The organism is Stappia sp. ABD4_338, assembly GCF_056312175.1.
On the sequence record NZ_CM149982.1, the window covers coordinates 992213 to 1008219 of the forward strand.

Sequence of the window (16007 nt, forward strand, 5' to 3'; positions counted from 1 at the left end):
CGGCACGGACCCGGAAAACCCGGGGCCGGCTCTTTCGTTCAGTTCGGTCCCTTGGCCATCGTACCGAGTAGGGGCTGGCCGGACCGGATCGGGATCACGCGTTCAGCGCGTTGCCCTTGGCCGCGAGCTTTGCCAGGCGACGCTTTCCGTCCTCGACCGCATCGCGGATCTCTTCGGAGTTCTTCGTCGACATCTTGCGCATCTCGGTGATGATCTCGCGCGAATTGACCTGGAATGTGATCACGGAATCGACAAGCTTCTTGACCGCCGCCGCCTGGACGGTGGGGCCGTAACCCGCCTTGAGCGCCGCTTCCTGTACCGCATCACCGATCTCGGCGAGTGTCTCGAGAGATTTCGACACGCCTTCCTTCATGGCGTTCAGGGTCTCTGTCGACTCATGCAGTCCCTGCAGGCCGGTGAAGGACGCGTTGAGCGCGGTCAGCACCGAATCGTTGGTGGAGAAGAAGCTGACGGCCTGTGCGTAGACTCGTTCCTTGGCGTTCGTCGTCTGCATTAGCCGGGCCATGATGACCTCGGACGTGTTGTAGCCGATCGTCAGGTTATCGGAGAGGTCCTTGGCGATCTGGTAGCGCTTCTCCTCATCCTGCATCTCGCGCATGGTCTCGTCGCGGGCAAGCTCGAGGCGGGCCTTGGCAGCGGCGTCGGCGCCGTCATGAGCCTCGACCGCGGCGTTCGCCTTCTCGAGCGCCTCCTTGGCGCCCTCAAGCTTCGCGGTCGCGGTGTTCAGCACCTCAAGCGCCAGGACCTCGGCCTGTTTCAGGGCGCCGCGGAAGTCACGATAGGCGTCCAGGATGCGCTGTTCGCGCTCGATCTGGTCCTTGGTGTCACGCGCCACGTCTACATAGGTGTCGCGAATCTTGCCGAAACGGTCCGAAATCGTGCCGCGCGTCATGTCGCGCCACTTGTTGGACAGGCTCTCCATGAAGGAGATCTTGCCGTCGGAGAGCTGGTCGACCATGCCCTTGGCATCGTCGCGGATGGAGTTGAACGCTTCGGTGATCGCCTCGTAGCGCTCGCCGATGGACATGCTCTGGATCTCGTTGCGCACGACCTCGTTGAAGGTCTGCGCCTGCCCGAGGGTCCGGGTGATGACCGCGACCTTGTCGGGCGAGAGGTCGGAGATCTTCTCCAGAAGCGCGTTGATCGGCGCCTCGGCGGTGCTGTCGGGCATCAGGCCGAGATCCCGCAGGGCGCCGACGGCCCGATCAAGATACTGCATCGGCGAGGGAAGATTTGCAGGGGTCGTCTCTGCCATATCCGTATTCGACATGTCCGTCTCCGCCATATCAAGCTGCGCCGCCTTGCGCGTGCGCCGATCCGGGACCCATCGGGCGTCCCACAAGAAGACCGGACCAGGCTGTCCGGCAAAATCGCGATGCAACCAGTGTATCCGGTTGGAAACTCTCCCGCGCGGGCGGCCCCGCGCGCATGCGTCGTCACCCAGTTGTCACCGCCAAACGCGACTTCATCGTGACAGGCGCACCGGGACGGCGAGGCGAGTTAAGCACATTCCCGCATGAGGTTGCACCATCCAAGCGACCGGCGTGTCAGCCTTGCACCCGGGCGAGGGCGATGCGGGCCGCGAGGCGCGCGTTGTTGCGCACGAGCGCGATGTTGGTTTCCAGGCTGCGTCCTTGCGTGAGTTCCAGGATCATGGAGAGCACGAAAGGGGTGACCTCCTTGCCCGCGACACCGCGCCGGGCCGCCTCCGAGACGGCCGTCTCGATCGCGCCGGCAATCTCGTCGGAGGGGATCTCGGCAGCTTCCGGCACCGGGTTGGCGACAAGGATGCCGCCGTGTCCCGGAAAGGCCGCACGCATCGCCAGAAGCCGGGCGATTTCTTCCGCCGTGTCGAGCCGGTAAGGCGCGGCGAGACCGCTGTCGCGCGACCAGAAGGCGGGAAAGACGTCGGTTCCGAAAGCCACGACGGGCACGCCACGGGTTTCAAGCACCTCAAGCGTCTTCGGCAAATCGAGAAGCGCCTTTGCACCGGCCGCGACGACGCAGACCGGCGTGCGGGCAAGCTCCTCGAGATCGGCGGAGATGTCGAAGCTTTCCTCCGCTCCCCGGTGAACGCCGCCGATGCCTCCGGTGGCAAAGACCTCGATGCCGGCCGCATGGGCGGCCATCATGGTCGCGGCGACCGTCGTCGAACCCGGGCGGGCGGAGGCGAGCGCGAAGGCGAGGTCGGCCCGCGAGCACTTCATCACGCCGCGCGCCTGGGCCAGACGTTCAAGATTGCCGTCCGAGAGCCCGACGTGCAGGTGTCCGTCCAGCAGGGCAATGGTGGCCGGAACCGCCCCTTCCGCGCGGATGTCGGCCTCGACCTGGCGAGCGGTGTCCACATTTCGAGGCCACGGCATGCCATGGGTGACGATGGTCGATTCCAGAGCGACGATGGGGAGCCCCTCGTCCCTGGCGCGGGCAACCTCTTCACTGTAGAGCACCGGAGGCGCTTCGCGGGAGACATGTGGTCCGATGCGCGTGCCCGAGGTCTTCTCGCTCATGTCCGGTCTCCATTGGCGGGTGTCCGGCGAGCGCCGGACGGCCCGGGCTTATAGGACCTCCGGGCCCCGGCTGTCGAGGCGGGTGTCGGAGGGGCGATCGCCGACCAGCAAAGCGCGTCCGACACGGCACCGGGCGATGCCAGCGTGAGGGCCGCCGCACGAAGACCGCAGGCGGCCGCGGACGGGAGGTCGAGGCCGGTCTCGACCGCGCGCAGCGTGCCGGCCACGAGCGCGTCGCCTGCGCCCGTTACATCGTGAATGCGTTCAGGTTGCGGAACGGGAATGCCGAAGCATCCGTCGGCTGTTGCCACCACGAGGTCGGCCCCTCCGTCGCTGACGAGACAGGCGCGTACGCCCGCACGCACCAGTGCGGTCGCGAGGTGTCGTGTCCCGGGCAGCTTCCGGGCGCCGTTCTCCTCGCCGAGGATCACCTGTGCCTCGGCCCTGTTGCAGAAAAGCATGTCGAGGCGGGGCAGCACCGGCCGCAGACGCCCGGCCTTTGCCCGCGAGACCGCGTCGGCGGCGATCCGCCGGGACCCCGCCGTGGTGCAAAGCCGGTCAAGGACCTCTTCGGGAAGGTTCGCATCCAGAAACCAGAGGGAGGCGGAGCTTGCGGCAGCCATGTCGGCGCCAAAGGCTCCGGCATCGAGCGTGTCGGTGATGCGCGCGTCCACGACCGCCGCCGGCAAGGAGCCATCCGGGTCGTGAAGGGCGATGTACCGGCCGGTCGGGGCATCTTCGCGCCGTACCTCAAGAAGCCGGATCCTTTCGCGTGCCAGCCAGTCGCGAAGAACACCCGCTTCCGGGTCGTTGCCGAGCGCGCCGGCGAGGAACACCTCACTGCCGAGGCGCACCAGCCCGCGCGCCACGTTGGTCGCAACACCGCCAGGCCGCGTGGAGAAGGCGCCGGGTGTTGAGGTCTCCGGCCGGATGGCACGGGAGGCATGCACGAGCGTGTCGAGATGAATGGCACCGAAACAGCAGACGGTCATGGCGGGGCCCGGAGACAGGAAATGGCCGGTCTTGATGACACGAGTGTGCCCGATGGGAAAGCCGCACGAGAAGGGGAGGTGATTCTTCGAGAAGACGGGACTTGTCGCGCCGGGCTGCCAAACGCGTGTCCCGAAACTTGTCCCCAGATCCTGAACGAATAAAGAACAAAAGACAAATCAACGTTTTGATTCAATATCTCGATGCGATTTGCCGAATGAGAACAAAGGTGGTACAAAAGCGCGGTTTGAAACGCCGCCGCCGGCGTGAAATAAGGATGTCTCGCATGTCGCAAAACTCACTCCGCTTGGTCGAAGGCATTCAGATGGACAAAACCAAGGCGCTCGACGCCGCGCTCTCGCAGATCGAACGGGCCTTCGGCAAGGGCTCCATCATGCGCATGGGCCAGGGGCAGGTCGTCGAGGTTCAGACGGTCTCCACCGGCTCCCTCGGGCTCGACATCGCGCTTGGCATCGGCGGTCTGCCGCGCGGGCGTATCATCGAGATTTACGGGCCCGAGTCCTCGGGCAAGACGACGCTGGCGCTTCACACGGTTGCCGAGGCACAGAAGAAGGGCGGTATCTGCGCCTTCATCGATGCCGAGCATGCGCTTGATCCGGTCTACGCCCGGAAGCTGGGCGTCAACATCGACGACCTGCTGATCTCGCAGCCCGATGCTGGCGAGCAGGCTCTCGAGATTGCCGACACGCTGGTGCGCTCCGGAGCGATCGACGTTCTCGTGGTCGACTCGGTCGCCGCGCTGACGCCGAAAGCGGAACTCGACGGCGAGATGGGCGACAGCCTGCCGGGCATGCAGGCGCGTCTGATGAGCCAGGCGCTGCGCAAGCTCACGGCCTCGATCTCGCGCTCGAAATGCATGGTCATCTTCATCAACCAGATCCGCATGAAGATCGGCGTGATGTTCGGTTCGCCGGAAACGACCACCGGCGGCAACGCGCTTAAGTTCTATGCCTCGGTGCGTCTCGACATCCGCCGCATCGGCGCGATCAAGGACCGCGACGAGGTGATCGGCAACCAGACCCGCGTGAAGGTGGTGAAGAACAAGCTTGCGCCTCCGTTCCGGCAGGTCGAGTTCGACATCATCTACGGCGAGGGCGTTTCGAAGATGGGCGAACTGATCGACCTTGGCGTCAAGGGCGGCATCGTCGAGAAATCGGGTGCCTGGTTCTCCTACAACAGCCAGCGGCTTGGGCAGGGACGTGAGAACGCAAAGCAGTTCCTGCGTGACAACCCGGAGGCGGCGAACGAAATCGAGCTGGCGATCCGCCAGAACGCCGGCCTCATCGCCGAGCGTATCACCGACCCCTCCGGCCATGCGGATGAGGACGGTGTCGTCGACGAGTGATCGCAAGGGAAGGCCATCGTCGATGGCCTGACTTTCCTGCTGAAAAGTCGAGCGCCCGGTTTTCTTCGGCACGATGTGTGCGGAGAAGGCCGGGCGCCTTGCGTTCTGCCACCGGCAGACGCCTGCAATGCTGGACTTGTCGGCGGGGCAAAGCTAAAAGCGGCCCGAGATATTGGGCATGGCGAGAGCGGCGGAAGCGGTGTGCGGCAGGGCGCGCACGGACCCGTCGAGCCAGGGAGCATTGGACGGCTTTATGAGCGGTGTAAACGAAATCCGGTCGGCGTTTCTCGAGTATTTCGCAAAGAACGGCCATCAGGTGGTGTCCTCCGGCCCGCTCGTTCCGCGTAACGATCCGACGCTGATGTTCACCAACGCCGGCATGAACCAGTTCAAGAATGTGTTCACCGGCCTTGAAAAGCGCGATTACGATCGCGCCGTAACCGCGCAAAAGGTTGTGCGTGCCGGTGGCAAGCACAACGACCTGGACAACGTCGGCTACACCGCGCGTCACCATACGTTCTTCGAGATGCTCGGCAATTTCTCGTTCGGCGACTACTTCAAGGATCGCGCGATCGAACTGGCCTGGAACCTCATCACGAAGGAGTACGGTCTTCCCAAGGACCGGCTCATCGTGACCGTCTATTCCGAGGACGACGAGGCGCATGCACTGTGGAAGAAGATCGCCGGCCTTTCCGACGATCGCATCATCCGCATCCCGACCTCCGATAACTTCTGGACCATGGGCGACACCGGTCCGTGCGGTCCGTGCTCGGAGATCTTCTACGATCATGGCGATCACATCTGGGGCGGACCTCCGGGCTCCGCCGAGGAGGATGGCGACCGGTTCATCGAGATCTGGAATCTCGTGTTCATGCAGTACGAACAGACGGGCGAGGGGCGTCACGACCTGCCGCACCCGTCGATCGACACCGGCATGGGACTGGAGCGCATCGCTGCCGTCCTGCAGGGTGTGCATGACAACTACGATATCGACCTCTTCCGGGCGCTGATCTCCGCGTCGGTGAACGCGACCGGCGTCGAGGCCGAGGGCGCTGCCCAGGCCAGCCACCGCGTTATCGCCGACCACCTGCGGTCGTCGAGCTTCCTGATCGCCGACGGCGTGCTGCCGTCGAACGAAGGGCGTGGCTATGTCCTGCGGCGCATCATGCGCCGTGCCATGCGTCATGCGCATCTTCTTGGCGCGCGCGAGCCTCTGGTGTGGAAGCTGGTTCCCGCGCTCATCCGTGAGATGGGGCGTGCCTATCCGGAGCTTGGCCGCGCCGAGGCGCTCATCACCGAGACCCTGAGGCTCGAGGAGACGCGATTCCGCAAGACGCTCGAGCGCGGCCTCGGTCTTCTGGAGACGGCAACGTCCGATCTTTCCGAGGGTGGCGAACTGGATGGCGAGACCGCCTTCAAGCTCTACGACACCTACGGCTTCCCGCTCGACCTGACCCAGGACGCGCTGCGGGCCCGCGGCATTGCCGTTGATACCGACGGCTTTGCAAGCGCCATGGAACGCCAGAAGGCGGAAGCCCGCGCGGCCTGGTCCGGCTCCGGCGAGGCGGCGACCGATGCGGTCTGGTTCGCCGTCAAGGACCGTTGCGGGGCGACGGATTTCCTGGGCTACGAGACAGAAAAGGCCGAGGGAGTGGTGCTGGCCATCGTGTCCGACGGCAAGGAAGTGGAGACGCTCGCCGAGGGCGACACCGGTCTCGTGATCCTGAACCAGACTCCCTTCTACGGGGAATCGGGTGGCCAGGTCGGCGACACGGGCGTCATGAAGGGCGAGGGCGTCGAGCTTCAGGTCACCGACACCCAGAAGAAGGCGGACGGTCTGTTCGTTCACGAGGTGAAGGTCGTGTCCGGCTCGTTGACGCGCGACGCCGCGCTGGAGCTTGTCGTCGACGGCGCGCGCCGCGGCGCGATCCGCGCGAACCATTCCGCCACCCATCTGGTGCATGAGGCTCTGCGCGAGGTGCTCGGCACCCATGTGGCACAGAAAGGCTCGCTCGTGAGCCCGTCTCGCCTGCGCTTCGACTTCTCTCATCCCAAGCCGATGTCGGAGGAGGAACTGCGCAGGGTCGAGGATCTGGCCAACGAGATCGTCTTGCAGAATTCCGCGGTGGAAACCCGCCTCATGGGCGTCGAGGATGCCATCGAGGAAGGGGCGATGGCGCTGTTCGGCGAGAAGTACGGCGACGAGGTGCGTGTTGTCTCCATGGGTACGGCGCTTGAGGGCGACAAGGCCGGAAAGACCTACTCGCTGGAGCTGTGCGGCGGCACCCATGTCCGGCGTACCGGCGATATCGGCCTGGTGCGCCTCGTGTCCGAGGGAGCCGTCGCGGCCGGCGTCCGACGTGTGGAGGCGCTGACCGGCGCTGCGGCGCGTCATCATCTCACCGAGCAGGACGAGCGCCTGCGCGAGGCCGCGAACGCGCTCAAGGTCGCGCCCGCCGATGTCGCCTCCCGCGTTACGGCGCTCGTGGACGAGCGGCGCAAGCTTGAGCGCGAGCTGGGCGAAATGCGCAAGAAGCTCGCCATGGGCGGCGGTGGCGGCGAAAGTGCCGGGCCGAAGGAGATTGCCGGCGTGAAGCTGTCCGCCCGTGTGGTGGAAGGGCTGAATCCGAAGGATCTCAAGGGCCTTGTGGACGAGGCAAAGACACAGCTGGGGACCGGCATCGTCGTGCTGATCAACAAGGGCGAGGACAACAAGGCCGCCGTGGTCGTCGGCGTGACGCCGGATCTGACAGGCCGCGTGTCCGCGGTCGATCTCGTGCGCATCGCGGCCGACAAGCTCGGTGGCAAGGGCGGCGGCGGTCGTCCCGACATGGCGCAGGCCGGCGGCAGCGACGCAAGCCAGGCGGAAGCGGCGATAGCAGCCGTCGAAGCCGGGCTTGAGAGCGCACTGACGTCCGCGGGAGCCTGATCCCGTGGCGCCGGGTCGTTCGCCTCGTGAGAGCGTGACCGACCCGGCGGACCCGCGCGCCCCCGGAGAAAGACAGTCGGGCACGGGGCATCGCCGGTTCATCCGACTGCGAAAGCGCCTTTACCGCTGGCTCGAGCTCGGGTCCGCCGGTGATCCGGAAGGGCGCTGGGTCGACCGTTTTCTCATTCTTCTCGTTCTTCTCGCGGTGCTTCTCGTCGCCTTGGAGACGGTTCCGTCCTTCTCCGAGTGGGATGGTGTTTTCGATCTGTGCGAGATCGTGATCGGGGCCACGTTCCTTATCGAGTATGTGGCGCGTCTCTGGGTCGCCGATCTGCATCCGCCCTTGCGCCGGTATTCGAAGGCGGGGGCGAGGCTGCGCTACGCACTGCAGCCCTCGGCGATCATAGACCTGTTGGCGGTCATGCCCTTCCTGCTGGCGCTGACGTTCACTGCCGCCGACTTCAAGATCCTCGTCTTCCTCCGCCTCGCCCGGTTCTTCAAGCTGGCGCGTTATTCGCCTGCGCTGCGCTCGCTCACCAATGCGGTCTTCGCCGAGCGGCACGCCATCGGCGCCAGCCTGATCATCATCTTCGGCGTGGTCATGCTGGCTGCGACGGGCATGTATATCGTCGAGCGAGAGGTGCAGCCCGAGGCCCTGGGCACGATCCCGGCGGCGATGTGGTGGGCGCTCACCACGGTGACGACCGTGGGGTATGGCGACGTGGTTCCGGTCACCCCGTCGGGCAAGCTGATCGGCGGTCTGGTCATGTTGCTCGGTTACGGGCTCTTCGCGCTGCCGGTCGGCATCGTCGCCACCGCCTTTGCCCGCGAAATCCATTCCCGGGACTTTGCCGTGACCTGGGGGATGGTGGCGCGCGTGCCATTGTTCCAGGATCTGAAGGCGGCGGAAATCGCCGAGATCGCTAAGCTTCTGAGAGCCCAGTCCGTGTCCAGCGGCGATGTGGTGACACGCAAGGGCGATCCGGCCAGCAGCATGTATTTCATCGCATCCGGTGCGGTCGAGGCGTCGTTCGGGGATACCAGGCTGCGGCTGGAGGAGGGAGCCTTCTTCGGAGAACTCGCCATCCTTGGCGACCGGCGGCGTACCGCCACCGTCACGGCGCTCGCTGATGCGCAGCTTCTCGTGCTCGACACGCACGACCTGCACGCATTGATGAGACGCAAGCCGGCTGTCGCACGCAACATCCTCGAGGAGGTGTCACGCCGCCAGGAGATGTTCGACGGGGATCTGTCGGAAGAGGAAGTGGCCGCGGCGGCCGAGGGGGAATCGGCGGTGGACGTGGCGCTTCGCGAAAACGCCTTTGCGGATCTTACGGCCGCGAATGCTCCGAACCTGTTCACCGGAGCCGGTATCGATCTGCCCGAGACGGGCTCCCAGGACGAGAGCGACGATGACGAGAGCGAAACGGCGGAGGATGATGATGCCTCCGACCGCCCCGATCGCTCCTAAGGCCTCAACGTGGCCCCTGTGGCCTGACAGCCCGCTCTGCCCTTCATGAGTTGCAGCCAACGGCTGTATTCAGTTTGTCAGAGCAGTAAGCGCGCCTGCGCCCACCAGCGTTCCCGCACCGATCCGGGCAACGATTTTGCGCATAGACGGATGAGTTAGACCTGAGCGCAAGCGGTCGGCGAACGTAACCCATAGAGATGTGCTGAGCATCACCAATGCGAGGAAGGTCATGATGATGATGGCGATTTGCGGCCCGGCCGGTTGGGCCGGCTCGATGAACTGTGGAAGAAAGGCGACGAAAAACACGATGTCCTTGGGGTTGAGTGCGGTAACGATGAACGCTTGACGAAATGCCCACCACCGACTTGGCGTGTGCGCCGCCCCATGGTCCGTCTCGTCCCGCTTCACCTTGATGGCGCTGAAGCCGTTTCGCCATAACCCGATCCCCAGCCAGACGAGATAGAGCGCCCCGCCGATCTTGAGGATCGTGAAGAGGGTCGCGGAGGTGGCGAGGATTGTACCCGCGCCGGCAAGGGACACGGTCATCGCTACGAAATCGCCGAGAACGACGCCCGAGATCGCGCCGACCGCGATACTCCGTCCATGGGCGAGTATCTGGGATAGCAGGAGGAGTACGACTGGGCCGGGGATGGCGAGAAGGGCTGACGTGGCAGCGACGAGCGCAAGCCAGATTTCCAGGTCCATGACAGAGACTCCACTTTGCGACGATGGAATATGGCGGGATTTTAAGCAGTATGATCGAGCAATCACGAGTCAAAAGGCCTTTGCAAAGCGTAGCTGAACTACGCTATTGACTGGCATGGACTGGAAAACCATTCCCTCCCTCGCTGCCCTGCGTGCCTTTGAGGCAACGGCGCGGCATGCGACCTATGCAGCGGCTGCGGCCGAGTTGAATGTCACCGATGCCGCGCTGCGCCAGCACGTTCGCACTCTGGAGGCGCGGTTCGGTCGTAGTCTCGTGCGTCGTGCGGGGCGTGGCTTGGCCCTTACCGAGGACGGGGAGCGTCTGGCGGGGGCTCTGGCCGCCGGGTTCGGAACGATCGCCGAAAGCGTAGAGGCGATGGATCGCGCAGGGGAGGCGCGGCCCGTTCGCATCGCTTGCACACCGGCCTTCGCCGAGACGTGGTTGATGCCGCGCCTGCCGGAGTTCTGGAGGCAACATCCCGATGTGCAGATCGACCTCGCCCCATCGCTGCGGAACGTCGACCTTGCAGGCGGAGCCTACGACATGGCGATCCGCTACGGACGGGGAAGTTGGAATTGGCCGAAGGTCCATCGCTTGACATCGGCGGCTTATACGATCGTTGCATCCCCGAACTATGTCGCGTCCATGTCCGCGGACATCTCATCGGCAACGTGGCTATTTGAGGCAGGGCGCACGGAACATGAACGTTGGGCGGCAGGCCGTGGCATTCGTTTCGACGGCCCGGGTCGACGCCATTACCCGACCAATTCTCTCGTACTATCGGCCGCGCGAGCGGGTCATGGGCTGTCAGTGCAGTCATGGGCACTCGTAGAGCGCGATGTTGCGGCTGGCATATTGAAAGTGATCGAGAGAGAGCCTGACGGTGACCTTGCCTACTATCTGCTGATGGCTGCCGAAAGTGAGGCCGCCGTCATATTTGGTAAGTGGTTGGATCGGGAAGGCGCATGCCAAAGTTGTGACGACCCAAGAAATCCTCATCAGGATGACTTGTCATGAGGGAACGCATGAAGCGAACGTCCAGATACAACGCTTGATTGGCAGGTTTGTCCGCATTGTGGACCTGCGAGGTTAAAAGAGCGCTTTTATGGATTCCGTCAAAAGCGGAACCGGCATTCAATTATTTATGAATACACGCTTTAGTCGGGCATGAGTCCCGCCGGCAGGCGCGTGTAAAGCGGATCGCCATACCAGAAGGCGTCGGTCGGACCGATTGCCTTGTCGACCACGTTCCAGCGGCCGTTGGCGTGATAAAGCAGCGCGTAGGTGCGCAGCCCGTCCATGTACTCGGCGGCTTCCTCCAGCGTCGTGCCGGCCGTGTCGATCTGCGCGCCGCCCGGACGCTGGGGATTGACGATCGCGAAGGCCCAAGGCCCGGAAACGCGCAGCCACTCGACCACGAACTGCACGGGCGGCCCGACACGGACTTCGAGCAGCGGGCGGATGCTGTCGAGTACCTCGCTCCGTTCCGCCGTGCCGCGGGCGGGCTCGTGCGCCTGCTGGGCGTGGGCGGCCGGAGCCGATGCAAGGCTTCCGGGCAGGGCAAGCGCAATCGCGCAGACGATTGCGAGAAATGCACTGCGAAGCGATGCCGGCAGTGTCGAAATGGTCGCTTCTGTCATGGACTGTCCCCCTTTTGATGCGTTGACGGGTAACGCTCAAGATCGCATGTCGCCCGCCAAGAAAAAGGCGCCTCGCGGGCGCCTTTTCCGTTTTCGTCAGGGATTTCCGCCTCAGGCGGCCATCGCCTTCTGCAGGTTCTCGTCGATCTTGTCGAGGAAGCCGCTGGTGGTCAGCCACTTCTGGTCCGGGCCGACAAGCAGGGCGAGGTCCTTGGTCATGTGACCGTCTTCCACGGTCTTGATGCAGACCTGCTCGAGCGTGTCGGCGAACTTCGCCAGATCGGCGTTGTCATCCAGCTTGGCGCGATGGGCGAGGCCACGGGTCCAGGCGAAGATCGAGGCGATCGGGTTGGTCGAGGTATCCTCGCCGCGCTGGTGCTGGCGGTAGTGACGCGTGACCGTGCCGTGCGCGGCCTCGGCTTCGACGGTCTTGCCGTCCGGGCTCATCAGAACCGAGGTCATCAGGCCGAGCGAGCCAAAGCCCTGGGCGACGGTGTCGGACTGGACGTCGCCGTCGTAGTTCTTGCAGGCCCAGACGTAGCCACCGGACCACTTGAGCGCGGAGGCGACCATGTCGTCGATCAGGCGGTGCTCGTAGGTGATGCCCTTGGCCTCGAAGTCGGACTTGAACTCGGCCTCGTAGACCTCCTGGAACAGGTCCTTGAAGCGGCCGTCATAGGCCTTGAGGATCGTGTTCTTGGTGGAGAGGTAGCACGGCACGCCGCGCGCGAGCGCATAGTTCATCGAGGCGCGGGCGAAGTCGCGGATCGAATCGTCGAGGTTGTACATGGCCATGGCAACGCCGGAGGAGGGAGCGTCGAACACCTCGTGCTCGATCTCGGTGCCGTCCTCGCCGACGAACTTGACGGTCAGCTTTCCCTTGCCGGGGAACTTGAAGTCCGTCGCGCGGTACTGGTCGCCGAAGGCATGACGGCCGACGATGATCGGCTGCGTCCAGCCCGGCACGAGGCGCGGAACGTTGGAAATGATGATCGGCTCGCGGAAGATCACGCCGCCGAGGATGTTGCGGATCGTGCCGTTGGGCGAACGCCACATCTTCTTCAGGCCGAATTCCTCGACGCGGGCCTCGTCCGGGGTGATGGTCGCGCACTTGACGCCGACACCATACTCCTTGATCGCGTTGGCCGCATCGACGGTGATCTGGTCGTCGGTCTCGTCGCGCTTCTCGATGCCCAGGTCGAAATACTTCAGCTCGAGGTCGAGATAGGGATGGATCAGCTTGTCCTTGATGAACTGCCAGATGATCCGAGTCATCTCGTCGCCGTCGAGCTCGACAACCGGGTTGGCAACCTTAATCTTCGCCATGTGCTGGTGACCTCGCGTCTTGGGGGTGGCGTGTGCGCCTGATGCGCCCGATTTCCGCTCATTCGGCCGGCCGGCCTCGTTGCCGCCGGCAATGGTCGCGCGGCCCCTATAGCAAAGGGGCGGCAAAACGCAAAGCAGGCCTTTCGTTCTGTCTCGGGAATGCAAGCTCCGGGCGCAGATGGCTTGCCACATATCGCAATTCGTCGCATACCGTACCTGTCAAGTTTTCGGATAGGAGTCAGCCATGACCGCGGTCGTTCGCGCAGCGTGCCAAGACTCGGGCACATATTCCGGCGCCGGATGGATGTCGGGCGCCCGCGCATGGCTTGTCCGTTTTCTCGGACTTCTGGTGCTGTTGGCCCCCGTGTCCGTGCAGGCGAGCGATGATGGCAGGCCGGTTCTGACGGTTCGTGAAACCGTTGACGGGGAACCCGTTACCTTTACTCGCGCCCAGCTGACGGCCCTGGGTATCCACCGTATCGAAACGGACACTCCCTGGACCGACAAGGTAACGACCTTCGAAGGGCCGCTGTTGCGTGACGTCCTGGAAAAGGCGGACGTGGACGGCGCGCATATCGAGGCCGTGGCGCTCAACGACTACAGGGTCGAAATTCCGGTTTCCGATTCGCGCGAGACGGACATGATCCTCGCCATGAAGGTGGACGGGAAGACGATCGGCGTTCGCGAGCGCGGTCCGCTCTGGGTGATCTATCCTTGGGGCGTGCGCGAGGATCTGCGCACGGAACTCTATTATTCGCGCGCAATCTGGCAGCTTCGCGAGTTGATCCTGCGCCGCTGAGGCCAACTATCTTGACGGGGCTGACGGGTCCCGCCCCCGCCTGCTATCCTTGCGCGAGCGCGTGCACTCCCGTGACGCGCGAGAAGCGACGGCGCTCTTGCGATGCGCCTTGCGAGCGGATGTGATCTTCATGGATTTCGGCACGCGATGGGTGAGAACGCTCTATGTGCTTTTGCTGGTTGGCGTCACGATCATCACCGGCTCGCTGTTCTTCGTTCTCTCCATCCTCAACCGTCAGAACAACGATGACCGGTCCGAGTACCGCCAGAGCCTGATCTGGTACACGGCCCAGCTGGTGGTCGAGTATCAGGATCTGTTGCAGGCCTTCGACACCTTCCTGGTTCACGAGGGCAAGGAAGAATACGCGGCCGAGGTCAACGCGCGTTTCGATATTCTCTGGAGCCGTGCGATCCGCCTCGACGAGGGCGAGGCCGGCGCGGCGCTCATCGATGTGGGCGACTCGGGAAATCTCATGAAAGCGCTGACGGCGGCGCTTCGCAGCGCGGACAAGCGGCTCGCCAGCGCAATGGACGGCGATCTGTCCCTGGCCAGGGACATCCGCGACAGCTTCACCAGGCTCCAGCCGCTGCTGGATTCCTTTCGCTCAGCCGTTTACCGGCTCCAGCTCGAGGCGGCCACGCGACAGCGCGAGGAGTTGCGGCAGACGGTCAATCTGGTCCTTTTCCTCATCATCGGCCTGTTGGTCACCGGCTTCGCCATGGGGGGGCTGCTGCTGCGCGAACGCCATCAGCTCATGCGGCTGGGCGAACACCTGGAGCGACGGGTAATCGAGAGAACCGGCGAGTTGGGTCGTGCCAATGCTGAACTGCGGGCGGCCAACGAGCGACTCAGCCAGTTCAACAATCTCGCATCCCACGATCTCAAGGAACCTGTCCGCAAGATCGGCGTTTTCGCGGACCTGCTCGCGGAGGGGATGGAGAAGGACGACCGCGAGATGGTCGACTATGCCGCCGGCGTGATGCGTGCCTCGGCCGGACGGGCGCGCACGCTGATCTCGAACCTTCTCACATACTCGGCCGCCTCGGAGCGCCCCCTTGAGTCGGAGACCGTCGAGCTTGGCGAGCTGGTCGGTCGCGTGACCGACAGCCTGTCCGAGCTCATTCGCGAAAGTGGTGCGGAGATCTCGATCGAGGCGCCCGAGACATGGTTTTACGGCGATGCCGTGTTTCTCGAGCAGCTGTTCCAGAACCTGATCGGCAATGCGGTCAAGTTCAGTCATCCCGAGCGCGCGCCGCAGGTGCGTATCACAGTCGAGACCGACGAGGCGGACCGGCCGTTGCGTGTTCACGTCAGCGACAACGGCATCGGCTTCGACATGCGGCACAAGGGGCTGGTGTTCGAGCCGTTCCGCCGGCTGCATTCGCGTGAAAGATATGCCGGCACGGGCATGGGACTTGCCATTTGCGCCGCGATCTCGCGACGGCACGGCTGGGAACTGGATGCCACCAGCGTGCCCGGCGAAGGGTCGCGCTTCACGGTGGATTTCGCCCCCGACCTGCCGTCGGAGCGGTCCGAGGACCGTCCGGCGGCGGAATAGGGAAATCGCGCGGGCGCCTCAGGCGGACCCGAGGCGACGGGCTGCCAGGGCGATGGCAATGTAGCTCCAGCCGTTCATGAGCACGGCAACGCCGCCCATGAGACCGAGCACCCACTGGGCCGAGCTGGGGAACTCGAACCAGATGCAGAGACCGGCGAGGAGCGAGATGGCGCCGGCAAGTGCCAGCCAGCCCCAGCCGTCGTGCGGGCGGACCTTGAAGGCGAGCAGCAACTGCGTCACGCCCTGGGCAAGCAGGATGCCGGCGATGACCAGCGTCAGCGTGAAGGCTCCGACGGCCGGATTGATGTAAATGGTCACGCCGCCGATCAGCGCGATGACGCCGGTGGCGATGTTCCACAGAAAGCCGCTCCACTCCTTCACCGAGAAGGAATGCCAGATCTGCAGCACGCCGCCCACGGTGAAGACGAGGGCGATGACCAGGGTGACGGCGATGGAGCTTGCCAGCGGCAGGGCGATCATGGCGGTGCCGCCGATCACGAGTGCGATGCCGAGCAGAAGGAACCAGATCCACTTTGCGCGAACTGTCTCGGTGATCGACACGGGCGGCTGGGCCGGGGCGGGGTGGGAAGACATGTCTTGATCCGATCTTTTTCCGGTGAAAACACTGCGTCGGGCGGGGTGGTACGCCGACCTGCACCCTCGACCACAAGACGTAACGAAACCTTACCGCACG

The 16007-nt window shown here is 64.3% G+C and carries 13 protein-coding genes; 6 read left to right on the forward strand and 7 right to left on the reverse strand.

The window, feature by feature from the left end; all coding sequences use genetic code 11:
- Window positions 1-94: 94 nt before the first annotated feature.
- The 3 genes from ACYX4S_RS04380 to ACYX4S_RS04390 all read right to left on the reverse strand — a co-directional run bounded on the left by ACYX4S_RS04380 (window position 95) and on the right by ACYX4S_RS04390 (window position 3520).
- Window positions 95-1291 (reverse strand): coiled-coil domain-containing protein, encoded by a 1197-nt coding sequence (locus ACYX4S_RS04380; protein ID WP_293719819.1) that lies wholly within the window; start codon window positions 1289-1291, stop codon window positions 95-97.
- Window positions 1292-1568: 277 nt separating this feature from the next.
- On the reverse strand, window positions 1569-2528 hold the full coding sequence (locus ACYX4S_RS04385) for a pseudouridine-5'-phosphate glycosidase (protein WP_422069352.1): 960 nt from the start codon (window positions 2526-2528) through the stop codon (window positions 1569-1571).
- A complete protein-coding gene (locus ACYX4S_RS04390) occupies window positions 2525-3520 on the reverse strand; it encodes a PfkB family carbohydrate kinase (protein ID WP_476362031.1) in 996 nt (331 codons plus the stop codon). The genes ACYX4S_RS04385 and ACYX4S_RS04390 overlap by 4 nt, the downstream gene beginning before the upstream one ends.
- Window positions 3521-3804: 284 nt before the next feature.
- Between ACYX4S_RS04390 and recA the strand changes: the two genes are divergently transcribed.
- The 3 genes from recA (at window position 3805) to ACYX4S_RS04405 (ending at window position 9284) form a co-directional block, all read left to right on the forward strand.
- Entirely contained in the window at window positions 3805-4884 is a 1080-nt protein-coding gene (recA, locus tag ACYX4S_RS04395; protein ID WP_476362032.1) for a recombinase RecA, read from the forward strand.
- 253 nt (window positions 4885-5137) lie between these two features.
- A complete protein-coding gene (alaS, locus tag ACYX4S_RS04400) occupies window positions 5138-7813 on the forward strand; it encodes an alanine--tRNA ligase (RefSeq protein WP_476362033.1) in 2676 nt (891 codons plus the stop codon).
- 4 nt (window positions 7814-7817) lie between these two features.
- Window positions 7818-9284, forward strand: coding sequence for a cyclic nucleotide-gated ion channel (locus ACYX4S_RS04405; protein WP_476362034.1), 1467 nt, complete (start codon window positions 7818-7820; stop codon window positions 9282-9284).
- A 69-nt stretch (window positions 9285-9353) separates the two neighbouring features.
- Here ACYX4S_RS04405 and ACYX4S_RS04410 read toward each other — a convergent pair whose 3' ends face one another.
- Window positions 9354-9989 (reverse strand): LysE family translocator, encoded by a 636-nt coding sequence (locus ACYX4S_RS04410; protein WP_476362035.1) that lies wholly within the window; start codon window positions 9987-9989, stop codon window positions 9354-9356.
- Window positions 9990-10104: 115 nt separating this feature from the next.
- On the opposite strand from ACYX4S_RS04410, the gene ACYX4S_RS04415 reads away from it, so the two are divergent.
- On the forward strand, window positions 10105-11007 hold the full coding sequence (locus ACYX4S_RS04415) for a LysR substrate-binding domain-containing protein (protein ID WP_476362036.1): 903 nt from the start codon (window positions 10105-10107) through the stop codon (window positions 11005-11007).
- A 140-nt stretch (window positions 11008-11147) separates the two neighbouring features.
- Here the strand turns inward: ACYX4S_RS04415 and ACYX4S_RS04420 are convergent, their stop codons facing one another.
- Window positions 11148-11630, reverse strand: coding sequence for a hypothetical protein (locus ACYX4S_RS04420; protein WP_476362037.1), 483 nt, complete (start codon window positions 11628-11630; stop codon window positions 11148-11150).
- Window positions 11631-11741: 111 nt separating this feature from the next.
- Window positions 11742-12956 carry an NADP-dependent isocitrate dehydrogenase gene (locus ACYX4S_RS04425; protein WP_476362038.1) on the reverse strand — a complete coding sequence of 405 codons (1215 nt, stop codon included), beginning with the start codon at window positions 12954-12956 and terminating at the stop codon, window positions 11742-11744.
- 244 nt (window positions 12957-13200) lie between these two features.
- On the opposite strand from ACYX4S_RS04425, the gene ACYX4S_RS04430 reads away from it, so the two are divergent.
- Window positions 13201-13755: a putative pterin-binding protein gene (locus ACYX4S_RS04430; protein ID WP_476362039.1), complete on the forward strand. Its 555-nt coding sequence runs from the start codon at window positions 13201-13203 to the stop codon at window positions 13753-13755.
- 130 nt (window positions 13756-13885) lie between these two features.
- Window positions 13886-15313, forward strand: coding sequence for a sensor histidine kinase (locus ACYX4S_RS04435; RefSeq protein WP_476362040.1), 1428 nt, complete (start codon window positions 13886-13888; stop codon window positions 15311-15313).
- Window positions 15314-15331: 18 nt separating this feature from the next.
- On the opposite strand, the gene ACYX4S_RS04440 is transcribed toward ACYX4S_RS04435, so the two are convergent.
- The gene (locus tag ACYX4S_RS04440; protein ID WP_293719838.1) at window positions 15332-15907 is read right to left on the reverse strand and encodes an HdeD family acid-resistance protein; all 576 of its coding nucleotides are present in this window, start codon (window positions 15905-15907) and stop codon (window positions 15332-15334) included.
- Between the last annotated feature and the right edge of the window lie 100 nt (window positions 15908-16007).